15 protein-coding genes are annotated in these 16,797 nt (G+C 59.4%); 8 read left to right on the top strand and 7 right to left on the bottom strand.

Annotated features, from left to right (window positions below):
• Nucleotides 1-375 precede the first annotated feature (375 nt).
• From P8S53_RS18285 to P8S53_RS18310, 6 genes are all read left to right on the top strand, one after another.
• On the top strand, nucleotides 376-1,362 hold the full coding sequence (locus P8S53_RS18285) for a siderophore-interacting protein (protein WP_277806749.1): 987 nt from the start codon (nucleotides 376-378) through the stop codon (nucleotides 1,360-1,362).
• Nucleotides 1,363-1,691: 329 nt separating this feature from the next.
• The gene (locus tag P8S53_RS18290) at nucleotides 1,692-2,693 is read left to right on the top strand and encodes a TRAP transporter substrate-binding protein (protein WP_277806750.1); all 1,002 of its coding nucleotides are present in this window, start codon (nucleotides 1,692-1,694) and stop codon (nucleotides 2,691-2,693) included.
• 10 nt (nucleotides 2,694-2,703) lie between these two features.
• On the top strand, nucleotides 2,704-3,225 hold the full coding sequence (locus P8S53_RS18295) for a TRAP transporter small permease (RefSeq protein WP_277806751.1): 522 nt from the start codon (nucleotides 2,704-2,706) through the stop codon (nucleotides 3,223-3,225).
• Nucleotides 3,225-4,511, top strand: coding sequence for a TRAP transporter large permease (locus tag P8S53_RS18300; protein WP_277806752.1), 1,287 nt, complete (start codon nucleotides 3,225-3,227; stop codon nucleotides 4,509-4,511). The genes P8S53_RS18295 and P8S53_RS18300 overlap by 1 nt, the downstream gene beginning before the upstream one ends.
• A gap of 41 nt (nucleotides 4,512-4,552) precedes the next feature.
• Nucleotides 4,553-5,389 (top strand): carbon-nitrogen hydrolase family protein, encoded by an 837-nt coding sequence (locus tag P8S53_RS18305; RefSeq protein WP_277806753.1) that lies wholly within the window; start codon nucleotides 4,553-4,555, stop codon nucleotides 5,387-5,389.
• Between the two features lie 25 nt (nucleotides 5,390-5,414).
• On the top strand, nucleotides 5,415-6,083 hold the full coding sequence (locus P8S53_RS18310) for an RraA family protein (protein WP_277806754.1): 669 nt from the start codon (nucleotides 5,415-5,417) through the stop codon (nucleotides 6,081-6,083).
• Here P8S53_RS18310 and P8S53_RS18315 read toward each other — a convergent pair whose 3' ends face one another.
• Together P8S53_RS18315 and P8S53_RS18320 are read right to left on the bottom strand one after the other, a co-directional pair.
• Nucleotides 6,084-6,992, bottom strand: a complete 909-nt coding sequence (locus tag P8S53_RS18315; RefSeq protein WP_277806755.1) for a LysR family transcriptional regulator — start codon at nucleotides 6,990-6,992, stop codon at nucleotides 6,084-6,086.
• 98 nt (nucleotides 6,993-7,090) lie between these two features.
• Complete coding sequence (locus P8S53_RS18320) at nucleotides 7,091-7,831, bottom strand: SDR family NAD(P)-dependent oxidoreductase (protein ID WP_277806756.1); 741 nt, start codon at nucleotides 7,829-7,831, stop codon at nucleotides 7,091-7,093.
• A 334-nt stretch (nucleotides 7,832-8,165) separates the two neighbouring features.
• On the opposite strand from P8S53_RS18320, the gene P8S53_RS18325 reads away from it, so the two are divergent.
• Nucleotides 8,166-9,086: a LysR family transcriptional regulator gene (locus P8S53_RS18325; RefSeq protein WP_277806757.1), complete on the top strand. Its 921-nt coding sequence runs from the start codon at nucleotides 8,166-8,168 to the stop codon at nucleotides 9,084-9,086.
• An 87-nt stretch (nucleotides 9,087-9,173) separates the two neighbouring features.
• Complete coding sequence (gene ggt, locus P8S53_RS18330) at nucleotides 9,174-10,766, top strand: gamma-glutamyltransferase (protein ID WP_277806758.1); 1,593 nt, start codon at nucleotides 9,174-9,176, stop codon at nucleotides 10,764-10,766.
• A 47-nt stretch (nucleotides 10,767-10,813) separates the two neighbouring features.
• Here ggt and P8S53_RS18335 read toward each other — a convergent pair whose 3' ends face one another.
• From P8S53_RS18335 to P8S53_RS18355, 5 genes are all read right to left on the bottom strand, one after another.
• A complete protein-coding gene (locus P8S53_RS18335; RefSeq protein ID WP_277806759.1) occupies nucleotides 10,814-11,746 on the bottom strand; it encodes a glyoxylate/hydroxypyruvate reductase A in 933 nt (310 codons plus the stop codon).
• A gap of 330 nt (nucleotides 11,747-12,076) precedes the next feature.
• Complete coding sequence (locus P8S53_RS18340) at nucleotides 12,077-13,273, bottom strand: winged helix-turn-helix domain-containing protein (protein ID WP_277806760.1); 1,197 nt, start codon at nucleotides 13,271-13,273, stop codon at nucleotides 12,077-12,079.
• 438 nt (nucleotides 13,274-13,711) lie between these two features.
• A complete protein-coding gene (locus P8S53_RS18345; protein WP_277806761.1) occupies nucleotides 13,712-14,950 on the bottom strand; it encodes a M24 family metallopeptidase in 1,239 nt (412 codons plus the stop codon).
• A gap of 15 nt (nucleotides 14,951-14,965) precedes the next feature.
• A complete protein-coding gene (locus P8S53_RS18350; protein ID WP_277806762.1) occupies nucleotides 14,966-16,258 on the bottom strand; it encodes a TRAP transporter large permease in 1,293 nt (430 codons plus the stop codon).
• The gene (locus P8S53_RS18355) at nucleotides 16,255-16,782 is read right to left on the bottom strand and encodes a TRAP transporter small permease (RefSeq protein ID WP_277806763.1); all 528 of its coding nucleotides are present in this window, start codon (nucleotides 16,780-16,782) and stop codon (nucleotides 16,255-16,257) included. Before P8S53_RS18355 ends, P8S53_RS18350 begins: the two co-directional genes overlap by 4 nt.
• Between the last annotated feature and the right edge of the window lie 15 nt (nucleotides 16,783-16,797).

A 16,797-nucleotide genomic window follows, 5' to 3' on the forward strand; every position in this document is an offset into this window, starting at 1 on the left:
ATATATTCTCGCCAGCTTCAACTGTCTCGGTCGCCCATAAGGTACAGATAACATCAACATTTATGATCTGCAAGGCACGCCCCCTAGATCAGGATAAAGGGCGGCCCATTTTCCGGCGCGATTTCACAAACAGCCGCCAGTTGCCGGGCGCTGTTCAGGCGCGTGTCCAACAGCCACCCATTGGGAAAAATCCGCGGTTCAAGGCGACACCCTCTGACAGGTTTCCGATGGCAAGTTTGGTGTGCAGGCCAGCTTGACTTGCGCGCCAACAGATGCCACTTCGGCACTGGGTCGAGTCCGCACGCCCTCTGCCAGCTCCCTCTCCCGCAAATTTTCAATCAGGCCACAGACAGCCTGTAATGATGAGGGAAAGCCATGCAAAAAACCAACGCCTATCTGGATCTGCCCGCGACCCGGTTTCTGCCGCAGCTTTGTGACCGTGCCGAGGCATTGGGGGCAAAAGTCGCGCGCATACACGATGGCCATGCCATCGTTATTGCCGCACTTGGCACGATAGAAGCGCACACCGAACGGGACGGGCTACGGCTGGTGGTTTCTGCCAACGATGCCGGAAGCCTCGCCTCTCTGACGGGGCATCTGGACGGTCTTGCAACTGCGGCCACCGGCAAGGCACCCGTCTGGGCCGGTCGAACGGGACCCCGGCTGACGATGGCGCGCGTTGACAATATAGACCGGATATCACCCTCTTTCCGCCGTCTCAGGCTAGCGGGCGATTTCTCTGCCTTCCTTGATGGCGGGGCGCATTTCCGGCTGCTTATCCGCCCAAAGGGGGCCACATGGCCCAGCGACACCGCCAACGGCCTGCACTGGCCGGGCGGCATTGATGTCTGGCACCGCCCGCCTTACACCATCCGCCGCATGGACCCGCATGCGCGCTGGATCGATGTTGATATCTTTTTGCATGACGGCGGGCGTGTGACAGAATGGACAAAGATCGTCCGCCCCGGTGACGAAATAGCCCTTACAGGTCCCGGCGGGCGCAACGTCAAACAGGCCGCATGGATGGGATTGGTGGGCGATGAAACTGCGCTGCCGGTGATCGTGCGCGCGCTTGAAGCCGCACATCCCGACACGCGCGGGCAGGCCTTCCTGATGGTCGCGGACCCGGCTGATGCCCAGCCCGTCACCCTGCCCGAAGGGATGCAATTAACCTGGGTGCTGCGCGAAAAACACAAAACCCTTGCAGGGCTTTTGCACCTGTTATCCCCCCCTGACGGAGAGGGGCGCCACATATTTTTCGCGGGCGAACGCCAGCAAGCCGCCGAAGCCCGCGTGATTTTGCCTGACATGGGAGTGACACAGGGTGAATTTCACACTGCGACCTACTGGACAGCAGGCTAAGCACCCCCGACCCAACACCGCCAATACCCGTCGCGTGAAAGGTGAACAGTGCAGCCAATTGTCTGCGCAATGCATCTGCGCCGCGCAAGCTGTCGATCTTGGGCGAAGAAGAACCAAGCCCGCCCGACATCCGATCAGCATCCGCCCCAGCGGAAAGTTCCGGCGCGGTCCGCTTTCGTATGCTGATCAATAACTGACCAAGGGTGCTCAAACCTTGACATGACCCTTTGCGATAAATGTTTTTTATCAGAAGGACGCAAAAATGACGATTTGATTCTACGCCAGCTTCCTGCCTAGGTTGAGTTATATCCCTAGAATGGAGAGATCACATGAATATGACAGTTTCGAAATACGTTGGCAGCGCGGTAACTTTGGCGATTGGTCTCAGTGCATCCAGCGCGGTGGTCGCCCAGACTTGGCGGATGTCCCACAAGATGCCACCTGAATCCATCGAAGGTAAACTGTTTCAAATGTTCGCCGACGAGGTGGCGGAACGCACCGGCGGCGAACTGAGCATCGAGGTTTATCCCAGCGAACAGCTGGGGTCGGACGATGCCGTGCTGGAGCAAATCCAGCTGGGGACAATCCATATCTACCCGGAAGGCATAAGCTATCTTCAGAAATGGGTGCCCGAGATGCAGTTCACTTCTGCGCCCTTTCTGTTCGATGACCGGGACCATTGGTCGCGTTTCATGTCATCGGATATGGTTCAGGGCTGGCTGGGGCGCGTTGAGGACGAGGCCGGGATCATCGTGCTGGGCGACTCCACCGCGTTTGTGCGCGGCCCCTATCGGGTAATGCTGTCTTCGCGCGAATTCGAGACGCTGGAAGAAATGGATGGCATAAGACTGCGCATGCATCCGGATGAGTTGGCCGCCGAAAGCTGGCGCCATCTGGGCGCGGAAGTGCGCACCTTGGCCTGGACAGAGACTTATGAGTCTATCGGTCGCGGCATTGTCGAGGCCGTGAACAGCCCCATCGCACTGGTTGAATCCATGCGGTTTCACGAAGTTGCGCCCCATATCCTGCGGCATGGCGAATATGAACAGGGCATGGCCTTCATGATGAGTGCCGTTTCATGGAACCAGCTGGACGAAGAGATGCAGGGCCATCTGCTTGATGCCTATGACACGGTGACGCAGGAATCAGCGCGGGTCATGGGCGAGATTGCAGACGAGGCCATCGAGCGTATGAAGGGCGAGGGCGCGACATTCAGCGAGTTGGATACTGCCCCCTTCGTCGCCCGGATGGCGGAGATGTATGAAGCCATGGACGCGGCCGGGGACCTGCCCGAAGGTTTCCTAGATGCTGTAAACGAAACGCGCGAATAGCAGACGCGCAATGTTGAAACTGCTGGACCGCTTTTTGGGGCTGACGGAGAAGATCTTCTTCGTCGGCGCCAACGGTGCCCTGATCGTCATCCTGTTCATCAATATCGCAAATATCGGGTCCCGTTTCATGTGGGAGCGGGGCCTGATCTGGGTGTTCCCCTGGACGACGGTTTTGTTTGTCTGGATGGTCTTTCTGGGGTTTTATGTGATCTATCGCCGCAACAGGGACATCAAGGTTGATATCGTGTATCGATTGATGCCGCTGCGGGCGCAAAACGCCGTAACCATCCTGACGAACCTTATCATTATGGCGCTGATGGGTGTGATCCTGTGGCAGGCACAGACGCTGCTGCCGCGTCAGGTGGGCAATATGGATTATGTCGGCCTGCAACGCTACTGGCTTTCAGTGCCGTTCTATGCCTCCTGCGCCCTGATCTTGCTGGATTTTTTGCGCGACACTCTGGAACGGTTGATCAATGGCCCGCCGGACGAAGGTGAATCAGTTTCCGCAAACGTGCCTAGGGGTGTGTAATGACTGCACTGATGCTGTTCATGGGCTTTCTGGTGCTGCTGGCGCTTCGGGTTCCGATCACCATGGCGATCGGCATCTCGGTGCTGGGGTCGCTGATTGCAGCCGGTTATGACAATACGCTGTGGATTATCCCGATGCGCGTTCAGGAAGGGGTGAACAATTCCTCCCTGCTGGCGATTCCGTTCTTTGTGCTGGCAGGCAATCTGATGAATGCTGCGGGCCTGACGGAGCGTCTGTTCAACATGGCCAACGCGCTGATCGGCCATTTCAAGGCCGGTCTGGCGCAGGTCAATGTGCTTGCATCAGTGCTGATGGCGGGCGGCACGGGGGCTGCGGTGGCCGATATCGCAGGACTGGGCGTCGTGGAAATACGCGCCATGCGCGAGCGTGGCTATACGGCGTCATTCTCGGCGGCCATTACGACTGTCTCGGCCATTCTGGCGCCGTTCATCCCGCCATCGGTTCCGCTGGTGGTCTATGCGTTTCTGGCCAATGTATCGGTTGCGCGCATGTTTCTGGCGGGCATCGGACCTGCAATACTGATCGCGGTCGCGCTGATGATTTACAACCGTGTCTATGCATCCGTTGTGGATTTGCCGACCCAGCCCAAGGCAAGCGGGCGCGAGATCTGGATCTGCATCCTGAAGGGCACGCCGCCGTTGGCTGCCCCCGGCATTATCATGGCGGGTATCCTGACCGGAACGACCACCGCAGCCGAGGCAGGCATTCTGGCCTGTGGTTATACACTGCTGTTGTCGCTGTTCTATGGCAGCTTCCGGTTTTCGGCGATCTGGAATGCGGTCAGCGACACCATGCTTATTACCGCGATGATCATGATCATCATCGGGTTCGCCAATGGTATGGGCTGGTTGCTTGCAGTGGAACGCATTCCACAAGACATTGCAGCCGCCGTGCCGGGCCTGATTGACCAGCCGTTCCTGTTTCTGATGGCGGTGGTTGGCATCGTTCTGGTGGTGGGCTGTTTCATTGATGGGGTGACTGCGAAACTGTTGCTCGTGCCGATTCTGCTGCCATTGGTCGATGCTTACGGGATTGACCGTATCCATTTCGGTATCGTCATGCAGATGGGCCTGATCCTTGGACTTGCGACGCCGCCCATGGGCATCGGCCTGTATATTGTCGCCCGCATTGCCGAAATTCCGGTGGAACATGTGGTGCGCGCGGTGCTGCCCTTCTTCATCCCGCTGCTGATCGTTCTGACGCTTCTTGCCGCAGTGCCGCAGATCGCATTGTGGCTGCCCAATACCGTGCTTGGCCCGCGTTAGGGTCGGCCATCCCCCCTTTTCAACTGACTATGGAGAGTATCTTGAAAGTATCCCTGATCCAGATGAACACGCGTGACGACAAGGCCGAAAACCTGCGTGTGGCTCGTGAACTGATCGTGGCTGCGGTGGAAAACGACCGTCCCGATATTGTCAGCCTGCCCGAAACCTGGACCTCGATGACCGGAAATTTCGACGTGCAATACGGAAATTCCGAAACTATCCCCGATGGCGAGGCCTGCCAGATGATGGCCGGGCTGGCACGAGAGCACGGAATTTATGTGCATGGTGGCAGCATTGCGGAACGTTCAGACGGGAAGTGCTTCAATACGACGCTGGTGTTCAATCCATCAGGCGAAATCATTGCACAATACCGCAAGATTCACCTGTTCGACGTGGACGTGCCCGGCGGCATTTCCTACCGGGAGTCGGATTCGATGAAGGCCGGATCAGACGTGGTGACCTGCGATGTGGGTGACACCACAGTTGGGCTGTCGATCTGTTATGACATGCGCTTCCCAGAGCTGTTCCGCGCCCTGCGCGATCAGGGGGCAAAGGTGGTCTTTCTGCCCGCAGCATTCACCATGATGACCGGCAAAGACCATTGGGAAACCCTGATCAAGGCCCGTGCCATCGAAACGCAATCATGGGTCGTCGCCACCGGACAGGTGTTCGACCACGATGGCGGCAGCAAGGTCTGCTATGGCCGTTCGATTGTCGTGGACCCATGGGGCACCGTCGTTGCCAAAGCGCCCGACAAGGTGGGGTTCATCACTGCCACCATTGATCCTTCATATGCAGACGACGTGCGCATAAAAATGCCGGTCATGCAGCACCACCGTTTGGGCAAGACCCAGACAGCACAGCCGGTTCCGGCCTGAACAGACCAGTAAAGGAAGATACCATATGTACACAGTCAAGGATATGCCGCAGCAGATTTCCAAGGAAATGGCGGCAAAGCTTGCAACATGCGAAACCGCCACCATCGGCCATTTTCTGCACGATGTTTTTGTGGACCGCGAAATCCGCGCCGTGCTGCCGAGCAAGCGCATTGCGGGAACCGCGGTAACGCTGCGGCTGGCGGGGCCGGATTCGGCACTGCTGCATTACGCCGTCAGCATCGCGCGTCCCGGTGACATCCTGATCATCGACCGCGCGGGTGACGACAAGCATGCCTGCTGGGGCGGTGTGGTCACCCATGCCGCCAAGAAGGCCGGTGTGCTGGCGGCGGTGATTGACGGCCCTGCAACGGATTTTGAAGAAATCCGCGCGCAGGACATGCCCATGTGGTGCCGTGGCCCCGCGCCCATCACGACCAAATTGCTGGGGCTTGGCGGGGGAATGAACATCCCCGTATCTGTCGGCGGCCAGTCGGTGGAACCCGGCGATGCGGTGCTGTGCGATGAAAGCGGCGTTATTGTCCTGAAACCCCATCAGGTAGATGCGGTGGCCGAACGTGCCCTTGGCATGCAGCAACGCGAGATCGGCCTGCTGGAAAAAATTCACGCGGGCGAAAAGCTGGCGGACCTGTCAGGGGCGCGCAAGATGGTCGAAGACAATCTGGCACCCGTCTGATCACAGCGACCGACCGTGGCGGGCCCAGAAACGGCCCGCCTCCTCTCGGGCCAAGGCCGCGACAACGCCCGGCGCTGCGGACCCCGAAGCGGTGTAATGGACAGCATGGCATTCCAGCCCCGGAAATTCCTGCTTCACCGGAATGACCTTCAGCGTCCCCTCTGCCAGTTCACGTTCGATCATGACCGGCGGAATGGCCGCAACACCGAACCCGTCCGCCGCAAGCCGGATAAGTGTCGACAATGAGTTCGAGCAGTTCAGCTGTAGCGTCCGCGCGCTTGTCCCGACCAGCGTGCGGTCGATCATGCGATAAGGTTTCGATCCGCGCGGGTAAGAGATGATCGGATAGTTGGCAAGTTCGGTCACATCTATCGGACCTTCGAACGAAAACCGGCGCGGATTGGCAACCCAGGCCATGGGAAAGGTGCCAATGCCGACATTCTCGATGCCTTCCTCGTCTACAGGGCCCATCACAAGGGCGATGTCAATCTCGCCGTTCTTCAGATCATCGATCAGCCGGATCGAGGTGTCGGCCCGCACCTCTAGGGTGACACCGGGGTTTTCGGTCTGCAAACGCTCGAACAGGTCGACCAGCCAACTGGAGATGATCGTGTCTATGGCACCGATACGCATTGTGCCGGTAATGCGCGGTTCCGCCTCGAAGATCGAGGTCAACCTGTCGGTCAACTCGATTATCGGCTTGGCATAGCGCAGCACCTCAAGCCCGTCGCGCGTCACGCGCACGCGTCTTGCCTCTCGGTGTAGCAATTTACGACCGAAATCGTCCTCCAGTCCGCGTATCCGCGCAGAGATTGCCGGTTGCGTGGTATTCAGATGCGCCGCCGCCTTTCGAAAACTCTCCAGTTCGGCAACAAGTATAAACGCGCGCAAAGCTCTCAATCGTATCATCGGTTTGCCTTCCTGTGATATTGGCAGCGCGAAGTGTTCCCTAAAAGCCGTGAACACCTGCCCCCAACTGGCGCGCCACGCGATCCGTCGTCTGAAACTCAGACGTGCTGGCCGCCGCTGATATGGATCTCGGCACCGTTAATGTAGGACGAAGCCTCCGTGCAAAGGAAGTGGATAGTCGCGGCAACTTCGGACGTGTCCCCCAGCCGCCCCATCGGCACCTCGGATGCGATCAACTCTTCCGTGCCCGGCGACAGCATCGAGGTTTCAATTTCGCCCGGCGCGATGGCATTGGTGCGCACACCCCGGCGGCCAAATTCATGCGCCATCTCGCGCGTCAGTGCCGCAAGGGCCGCTTTTGACGCTGCATAGGCAACACCGGCAAAGGGATGCACGCGCGACCCCGCGATCGACGTGACATTGACGATAGACCCGCGCGCGCGCTCAAGTTCGGGCAGCAATTCGCGGGCCAGAAGCGCGGTCGAAACCAGATTGACATTCAGCACCCGCGTCCATATTTCCGCGTCCGTTCCCATAAGCCCCAAGCGTGACCGGTCTGGCCCCTTGGGCGAGATGCCGGCATTATTGACCAGCGCGTGCAGCTTGCCATGCGATAATCGCGCGCGGACTTCGCGCGCCAGTTCACCAATCTGATCAATTTCTGCCAGATCGGCCTGAATGTGGCTCTCTCGGGCCTCTGGCCACGCGCAATCTTGCGAGAATGGCTGGCGCGAAACCGTGAGGATCCGCCAGCCATTCTTCTGGAACAGCTTGACCGTCGCGTGACCAATTCCCCGACTGGCTCCGGTCAGCAACATGGTTGGTCGTTCATCACTCATTTCATACCTCGGGATTTGTGTTCAACGCCACCTGGCCTTGACCAGTTCTGAAACGCACAGCCACCATTCAAACCGCCCGTCCGGCAGGCAGGCCCGTCGAGGATCATACCCGGCCGGGCAGCGGATAAGCGGCGGGGTCACCCGAATGACCGATTCATACCCGCCTATTGCTGACAACACTGCCGCTGCCACATCGGGTGTGCCCAGTTCAATGCAGGCGCGTCGCTGGACAGCAGCCCTTCGCACAGGCAATTCTTTCTCAGTGGCAGAATTTATTGATTCATGCGAATGATTGTCATAATATACGAACAAGATGAAGATTGCATCAGAAAATATGAACTTAAATCTCCGTCATCTGCGCGCGCTTCATGCCGTCGCAGCAGAAGGGTCATTCAGTGCGGCGGCGGAACGGCTCAACGTTGTTCCTTCGGCACTGTCAGAGGTGATACGGCAACTGGAAATGACCATCGGTGCACCCCTTTTCGACCGGCGCACCCGGCCACCGGCCATTACACCACTGGGTGAGAACTTTCTGCGCGACACCAAACCGCTGCTGGACGGTATGGATCGTGCGGTCAGCAGATTGCGTCAAAGCGCCGGGCTGGAGGACGGCACGCTTCTGCTGGGCGCATCACCGTCGGCAATTTCTGAACTACTGGTCCCGATTCTGCTGGATTTTCTGCACAACCGACCCGGTCTGCGCTGTACGCTTCATGACGATATTGCGGAAACCTTGGCCACAATGGTATCAGACGGGCGGCTGGACCTGGCGGTTGCCGGGCGGGCGCAGCATTCACCCGACCTGCGCCAGCGTGCAATTTTGCGCGATCCGGTCGGGCTGGCATGCTCCACCGATCATGCGCTTGCTGCCAAACATGCCGTGCCAATTGATGATCTTGACGCCGATATGCTGATCGGACTGGATTCGAATACAGGCACGCAGCACCTGCTCACAGGCTGCCCCGACATACCGCGCGGCTTTCTGACACCGCGTTTACAGGCACATTCCACGATTGCCCAGTTGTGCATGATCCGTGCAGGACTGGGGGTGGCGCTGTTGCCGCGCAACGCAGTGATGTTGTTTCGTGATCCACAGATCTGTTTCATTCCGGTTGCGGGTCTGGATTTGTGGCGCAGCCTGTATCTTCTGGAACCTGCCCGCCGCCCATTGACAGAAGCAGCCCGTGCGTTTGTCGCGATGCTTGAAGCGCAAGTACCCTTTTTGCATATGACAGAAGGGGCATCCCCGGCTTGAGAAGGACCCAAGGACATGACCCAGAAGACCACATCGCCCGCGCTGCCGTTTGTTTGTCGCAAGGCTCCGGCTAGCAGTCAGGGCGGGATGGTAGTAACAAACCATCCGCTAGGTTCGGCCGCAGGGCACGAGATGCTGGCGGCGGGTGGAAATGCAGTCGATGCAGCTGTTGCCGCGCTACTGGCCTTAACTGTCGTCGAACCAATGATGGTGGGTATCGCAGGCGGCGGGATTGCGCATCTGCGACTGGCGGATGGCAGGCATACAGTGATTGACTGCATGTCGCATGCGGGGGCCACGGCCACACCCGACATGTTCCGCCCCCTGTCCGATACCCTGCCCGACTATATGGAGACGGAAGGACGGCGCAATCTTGTCGGGCCGTCAGCGGTGGCGGTGCCCGGCAATCTGGCGGGGTGGTGCAGCATGCACGACCAGCACGGCATTCTGGAATTTGCCGACGTGATCGCCCCTGCCATCCGCCTGGCCGCAAGCGGATTTCGCGTGACCGGATATCTGAGCAGAAACATTGAGCGTCACGCCGAAGATCTGGCAAAAGACCCGGTAATCGCATCACTGTTCCTTCCCGCTGGCATACCTGTTCAACCTGGGCAGAGGCTGATCCAGTCCGACTATGCCGAAAGCCTGCGCCTGATCGCCCGAGAGGGGGCCGCAGCCCTCTATGGGGGGGCATTAGGTCAGGCACTGGTCGACCGGCTGGGCACGGATGGCAGTGTATCAATGGACGACCTGAGGCATTACAAATTGCGCGAGCGAGAGGCCATTTTCGGAAGCTATCGGGGTTTCGACATCGCGGGTCCGCCGCCCCCTGCGTCATCCGGGGTGCATGTGGCGCAGATGCTGAATATGCTGGAACGCTTCGATATGGCTGGCATGGGATTTGACAATCCCGACCGCCTGCACATTCTGGCCGAGGTGATCCGCGTGGGTTTCGAAGACCGCCGCGCCGCATCGGGTGACCCTGATTTCGTCGATATTCCGGTGAAGCGCCTGATTTCAAAAGCCTACGCCCGCGACTGTCAGGCCCGTATGCGCGACACCGGCACAGCAAAGCTTCTGTCGCCGGGGGGCTATGAAAGCCAGTCAACGACACATATCACAATTGCCGATAAGGACGGCAACATCGTTTCAGCCACGCATACAATCAACGGTCTGTTTGGGGCGCGGTTCATGGTGCCGGGCGCCGGGTTTATTCCCAACAACTACATGTATAACTTTGACCCGCATCCCGGAAAGGCGCTGTCGATCCAACCGGGCAAGCGCGTGCCGACATCGATGGCACCGATGATCGTCCTTCGGGATGGAAAACCGCGATTTGCCCTTGGGCTGCCAGGGGCGTTGCGGATATTTCCATCAGCAATGCAGGCCATCGTCAATCTGATTGATCACGGTATGACCGCGCAACAAGCCGTCGAGGCGCCGCGCCTATGGACCGAAGGGGCACATCTTGAACTTGAACCCGGCTATGCCCATCATGCCGACGCACTGCGTGCCAGAGGCCACGATGTCAGGCTGGTTCCGCATATCGGCGGGGGCATGAATGCCATTGTGTTCGGGCCTGACGGTCTGCTGACAGGTGCCGCCTGCTGGCGTGCCGACGGGACAGTTTCAGCACTTGGCGGGGGGCTGGCCGATGACGGTGTTTCATTCAGCATCTGAACCGGAACCCCGTCTGTTGTATCCCGCAACATACAACGCCTAGGCGCCTAATACCCCCGTTCGGCATCCGCAACATCAGCACAGGTCCCGCTTCTGGCAAATTCCAGAAGGTTCGCGGCGATAATCTGCCCTCCGGTTTCCGCATCAATCTGCGATGCGACATGAGGCGTTACAGTAACCGCCGGATGTGTCCAGAAAGGATGATCCGTTGGCAAGGGTTCCTGATGAAAGACATCAAGCGTAGCCTGCCTGATCTGTCCGCTGTCCAGCGCCGCCAGAAGATCACCATCCACAAGATGCGGACCGCGGGCGCAGTTAATCACACAGGCACCCTGCGGCAGTCTGTGAAACAATTTTGCATTCATGATGCCTCTGGTGTCATCGGTAAGGGGCAAAAGGTTCACAAGAATTTCGCAGCCATCAAGGAAAGCGTCAAATTCCCCTACACCGGCGTAACATTCCACCCCGTCGATCATTTTCGCAGACCGCGCCCAGCCACGCGTAGAAAAACCAAGGCTGGCAAGCGTTTGGGCCGCCACCGCACCAAGATTGCCCAAGCCCATCACCCCGACGGTGCGACGGCCAGCCACCGGCACAACGATGGCGTGCCAGTCACGTTCCGCTTGTGCGCGCAACTGACGTGGCATGTCGCGATGATGACGCAACACATGCAATGCCACATATTCCCGCATTCTTTGGGTCAGATCAGACCCCACGGTCCGGATAATCGGAATGCCCTTGGGCAGGGCCGCATCATCAAGAACATGATCAATACCCGCACCAATCGAGAAAATAGCCCGAAGTTTTGGAAACCGGGCCAGATCGCCGGTGCGCGGACGCCAGACCACGGCGAAATCAATGCTCTCCGGGTCGCCAACGTCGTGCAAAGGCATGACATCCCAACCGGGCAGAAGCCCTTGCAGCATATCGACCCACCACTGGGTCTTGTCTTCGGCGGGGAGGTAAACGGCAACTCTCATGAAAGTTCCTTCTTCGTGTTGAACATGTGAAACATACGATGAATTTCAGGCAACTTGAAGCTGCTACAGACGAAACCACGATCAAGACATGCAGCAGGTCACAAGATTTGAACTGCCAGTCCTGAAACTGCATGAAAACATGAATCTACGCCTGTTGAACAAACAGAAACTACGGCGGCCGCCGGGTTTGGCCGCCCGATCCGGTTCTTCATATCGGCTGGGCAGGTCAGCAACCACACTGGCGCTGCGGATTGATATGCAAACCGCCGAATGCTGATTGACTGCTGGCAGATAACGACGATGACGCAGGCTGCATCAATCATCACTCGGTCATGTCTGCAACCAGCCTTTTGCGAACTCTACAACCTTGGCATCTGCCAGGTATTTGACCCTGTCCATCTCTGACACAATGCTGACAGTCCGCGCCTTGCCCATCTTGACACCTGCTTCAGGCCAGAATGCCCGGACGGTCAGGGTTTGTCCGGTGCGTTTTGCATCCACGCGCCCAATCACGCGATCGCCCTGCAACACCGGAAAGACATAATAGCCATATTGTCTTTTTGCTTCGGGAACGAATATCTCAATGCGGTAGTGAAATCCGAAAAGGCGCTCTGCACGCGACCGGTCGCGCAAGACGGGTTCGAACGGAGACAAAATACGCACCCGAGTGGAAGGTTCGGGCATGGAAGATGCGTGATCAAGCGTGGCTTCAGTCGTGAAACTATGCCGCGGGGAGCCGTCGGCCATAGCAATATCAACTTCGATGATGCGACCCGATGCGAGTGCGTTCTTGCACCAGTTTTTTGCCTCGTCCCGCGTTACGATCTCGAAAAAGGCCGCTAATTCGCCACTCGTGCCAAAGCCGAGCCTGTCGAGGGCCTGCGACATGGCCCAATCTGCAATTTCTTCGTCTTCCCGCCGGTCGCATCGGTGCCCGGTCGGGATCACGCGCTCGGTCAGGTCGTAAAATTTCCGGAACGCCTGACGATGACAGACCGCCAGTCTGCCGGATCTCCACAGAAATTCCAGCGCTGTCTTGGACGGGTGCCAGTCCCACCAGCCGGAAGATCCCCGTTGCTCGTCCCTGCCGACATCGCGCGACGACGTGGGGCCGTTATCGGCGACGTGCTGAAGGACGGTATCAATTTCTGCGTCCCAGCCTTCGCGGCGCCATTGCGGCCAGCGTGCCCGCATCCGCGCCTCGTCCCGCGCGAATTTCAAACGCCACATGGGGTAAAACTGCATCGGGATAATCGCGGCGTCATGGGTCCAATGCTCGAATGCCGTCCGGTGGTCTGCGACCAGCTGCATCAATGCGCGAGGTCGAAACTGACCTTGTCGGGACCACAGGATCAGGTCATGCGCGCGCGCCAGCGTGTTGACGCTGTCGACCTGCACGAAACCAAGCGCGTGCAGCAGCCGGTCCAGATCATGGGCCTTGCCGGTGCCCGTCTGCGGGCGCAGCAACTGATGTCTGTCCAGAAACAGCCTGCGGGCGGTGCGATTGTCTACAAGGGGGCGCGTCATACCGCCAGACTATCGTTGCTGTTCGTCGGGGGCAATCGGCGCGTTGATCTGGTGTTTCATGACCCTGAGCATCCGGTCGGGTGGTGCTGGCGTGAAGCAATCACCCACAGGTGCGGAGCAAAGGGCGCAGCCCGCCGCACCATCGGTGGGCCGTCCCGCGGCCTGCCGATTTGGCCAGTGACACGCCAAGCCTATGATCCTGGGAGTATGCAGCTTGCATAAACTGCATTCTTTGAACGTCGGACCGGCAGACCCCGGCCCACCGTTGGCGCGAGCGTTGTCCAAGTCGCAACGTCCCCTTCAGACCGGAATGAACCAGCCTTGCGGTTCGATCTGACATGATACCACTCTTGCACATGACGACGCAGCAGCGGCTGAAGAACAACAAACCGCCACAACATCGCCAACCCTGACCGCGCGATGACGCGACCGCCAAATTCAAAGCGTGATCAACCCGCGTGGCAGGCTGTTCATCGACACTGGGCCAGCCTCGGTAATCTCGACCTGATCTTCGATGATGAAGCCACCAAGCCCTGTGATATACCAAGGGCATTCAAAGGCCAGCACCATGCCCGGTGTCACGCAGATATCGGCATCGGCAGAAATGAAAGGCCATTCCTCGCTGCCCGGACCCGTGCCCAGACTATGACCAAAATGGCCGCGTGCATAGCTGGCAAATCCGCGTGCCGTGATCGCTTCGGTGGTGATGCGGTGGACCTCGGACAGCGGTGTGCCCGGGGTCAGCCGTGCAAAACCGGCGTCAAACCCGGCCATCAGTGCCGCATATATCTCCGAGGCCACGCGATTGGGCTGGCCGAGGACAAAACTGCGCCCTGTATCCGATGTATAGCCCTCGATCAGGCAGCCGACATCAACCTTGATCAGATCGCCCGGACGCGCCCGGGCATCACCGCCCCAAGGATCGACCCCGACCGAGATGTATTCCCAGCTTCCCGTAAGCGGAAGTCCAGCGGCAGCAGTACTGATCGCGGTTTGCCAAGCCTGCGACAGTTCGCTGCGCAAGACACCGGATGCGACCGCATCGCGCACAGCCGCGATACCCTGTTCGGCCAGCCCTACGGCTTGACGCAGATATCCAATCTCGGCGGGTGATTTAATCGCGCGCAACTCCTGCGCGATCCGCATGCCATTAACCAACACTGCCGGGGCCAGATGTTCCTGCAATGCGGGCCAGTCACTGGCCGCGATGGCCGACATTTCAACCCCGATCCGGGCGTCTTGCAAACCGCGTTCGCGCAATGCATCGCGCAGGTGCTGCCAGGTGGTGCGCGCATCAAATGTCGTGGGTCGGGTGAAGGTATCCCCGCGCCCCTCTGCCTGCCAAAGCGCGCGCATTTGGGCGGCTGCGTCCCCCTGCGCGTCCAGATCAGGGGCCGTCGCGGCCTCGACCCAGATGCGGCTGGTTCGCAGATCAGCGATATGGCTTGCACGCCGGAAGGATGGCGCAAACAGGTCGCTGGCCACCGCCATTTCGGGCAGGTTTGCATCGGCGGGCACCAACACCGCCACTGCGCCAGCCTGCCGCCACATGGTCGCCACCCCCGCAGCAGCACCAGTGGCGTGGCGAAACGCTTCCGGCGACAGCAGCAGCAACGCGTCCATCCCCGCGGCCTGCATCAGCGTCTCGGCGCGCTTTCGGTCAAGATGAGCAGTCATAATTCCCCCTTCGGGTTACAGCATCATCAGGCTTGGCAGCCACAAAACCAGTCCCGGAAAGGCCACAATCAGCGCAATCAGGCTTAGAAGTGCCAGCCAATAGGGCAACGCCGCCCATGCGGCCTGCCCCAGCTTGACCTGCCCGCCCGTCATGCCGGTCAAGACGAAAATGTTCATTCCAACCGGCGGTGTCAGCATGCCAATCTCGATCAGAAGCGTGATCAGCACGCCCAGCCAGATCGGATCATAGCCCAGCCCCACCAGAAGCGGGAAAACAATGGGCAGGGTCATAATCATCATCGACAGCCCGTCAAAAACCGTGCCCAGCACAATATAGACTGCCACGATAATCAACAGCACACCCAGTGGGCTGATGCCCAGTCCGGTTATCTGGCGAAGCAATTGCTGCGGCAAACCAAGCACGCTGATGGACTGCGCCAGCACCACCGCGCCCATGAACACCATACCAATCACGCAAAAGGTGACAAGGGTGCTCATCAGCGCGTCCAGAACACCGCGCCATGTCAGATCGCCCGCCCAGAAACCGATCACAATGGCCGCAGCAACCCCGACGCCTGCAGATTCTGTCGGCGTGGCAAGCCCTGCGAACAAACTGCCCAGAACAGCGCCGATCAGCGCCAGAAGCGGCCAGATCCGGCCCAACCCCAACAGCGCGCGGCCCAAGCTGACCTCTGGCTTCGGTTCGGGGGCAAGGCGGGGCGTGCGCCAGACCATAAAGGCAATCCACAGCATGAACAAAAGCGCCGCAAGCATGCCCGGCAGGATTCCCGCCAGAAACAACTGGCCAATCGACGTTTCGGTAAAGGCACCGTAAATCAGCAAGCTCAGACTGGGCGGGATCAACAACCCCAATGTGCCGCCCCCCGCCAGACTGCCAACCACCACCGCACGGTCATAGCCGCGCCGCGTCAGTTCGGGATAGGCGACCGACCCCACCGCCGCCGCCACAGCCATGGACGATCCGCTGACCGCACCGAACATGCCGCAAACCGCGATATTGGTATGCAGCAATCCGCCCGGCAGCCGCGCAAAAACGGGTGACATCGCGCGGTAGACACTGCGCGCCAGCCCCGACGCCACCAACAATTCGCCCAGCAGGATGAACAGCGGAATGGCCGTCAGGGTGAAGCTGTTGAACGTGTTCCAGACGGCCTGCACCCCAAGGCTGGTGGCCCCGCCAGACCAGAAATGCAGGATCGCGAACCCCGTCAGACCCAGCGCGGACCCCAGCACCGCGCCGGTCAGCACTGTGCCCAGAAGCGTGCCGCCCATCATCAACCAGATCATTTTTCAAACTCCGGCGGTGCATCAGCCATCGAGACACTCTGCGGCGGGGGGCGCAGCATCTGCCAGGCCGCGACCAGCCCCGCAATCGCAACACCCGCCGCCATGCCAATCACGAAGGGCGCAAGCTGGATACGCGCCACCTCTGATCGCAGATTGAGCATAATCGTAAACCGTGCATCGGCCAGCGCATCGCGAAAAAAGATCGCGGCAAAGGCCAGAAAAACCAGTTGGCCCAGAACCCATAAAACCCGGCGCAATCGGCCGCCAGTGTTTTCATACAGCAGACCTACGCGGATATGGGCATGCGTGGCCAGCACGAAGGGCATTCCCAGAAACACGCAACTGACCATCAGCAGGCCCGCCAGTTCTTCGGTAAAGGCAAAGGGTGCGCCCACCGCATAGCGCATGATGACGGCCATCACGACCAGCGCCGCCATTCCCGCCACGCAGGCCGCCCCGATCGCGGCAAGGGCACGGGTGACCCATAGGATCACCCGGTCTGTTCCGGCGGCAAAGCGCTCCATGGCTGTGCTGCCTGC

The organism is Roseinatronobacter sp. S2 (assembly GCF_029581395.1).
In the GTDB taxonomy this organism is placed as follows: Bacteria; Pseudomonadota; Alphaproteobacteria; order Rhodobacterales; family Rhodobacteraceae; genus Roseinatronobacter.

What these genes read in the sequence shown, in the direction of transcription:
- P8S53_RS18345 (WP_277806761.1), bottom strand. Translation starts at nt 14,950, where the DNA reads ATGACTGCTCATCTTGACCGAAAGCGCGCCGAGACGCTGATGCAGGCC.
- P8S53_RS18285 (WP_277806749.1), top strand. Translation starts at nt 376, where the DNA reads ATGCAAAAAACCAACGCCTATCTGGATCTGCCCGCGACCCGGTTTCTG.
- P8S53_RS18340 (WP_277806760.1), bottom strand. Translation starts at nt 13,273, where the DNA reads ATGACGCGCCCCCTTGTAGACAATCGCACCGCCCGCAGGCTGTTTCTG.
- P8S53_RS18315 (WP_277806755.1), bottom strand. Translation starts at nt 6,992, where the DNA reads ATGATACGATTGAGAGCTTTGCGCGCGTTTATACTTGTTGCCGAACTG.
- P8S53_RS18295 (WP_277806751.1), top strand. Translation starts at nt 2,704, where the DNA reads ATGTTGAAACTGCTGGACCGCTTTTTGGGGCTGACGGAGAAGATCTTC.
- P8S53_RS18290 (WP_277806750.1), top strand. Translation starts at nt 1,692, where the DNA reads ATGAATATGACAGTTTCGAAATACGTTGGCAGCGCGGTAACTTTGGCG.
- P8S53_RS18320 (WP_277806756.1), bottom strand. Translation starts at nt 7,831, where the DNA reads ATGAGTGATGAACGACCAACCATGTTGCTGACCGGAGCCAGTCGGGGA.
- P8S53_RS18350 (WP_277806762.1), bottom strand. Translation starts at nt 16,258, where the DNA reads ATGATCTGGTTGATGATGGGCGGCACGCTTCTGGGCACAGTGCTGACC.
- P8S53_RS18335 (WP_277806759.1), bottom strand. Translation starts at nt 11,746, where the DNA reads ATGAGAGTTGCCGTTTACCTCCCCGCCGAAGACAAGACCCAGTGGTGG.
- P8S53_RS18325 (WP_277806757.1), top strand. Translation starts at nt 8,166, where the DNA reads ATGAACTTAAATCTCCGTCATCTGCGCGCGCTTCATGCCGTCGCAGCA.
- P8S53_RS18355 (WP_277806763.1), bottom strand. Translation starts at nt 16,782, where the DNA reads ATGGAGCGCTTTGCCGCCGGAACAGACCGGGTGATCCTATGGGTCACC.
- P8S53_RS18310 (WP_277806754.1), top strand. Translation starts at nt 5,415, where the DNA reads ATGTACACAGTCAAGGATATGCCGCAGCAGATTTCCAAGGAAATGGCG.
- ggt (WP_277806758.1), top strand. Translation starts at nt 9,174, where the DNA reads ATGGTAGTAACAAACCATCCGCTAGGTTCGGCCGCAGGGCACGAGATG.
- P8S53_RS18300 (WP_277806752.1), top strand. Translation starts at nt 3,225, where the DNA reads ATGACTGCACTGATGCTGTTCATGGGCTTTCTGGTGCTGCTGGCGCTT.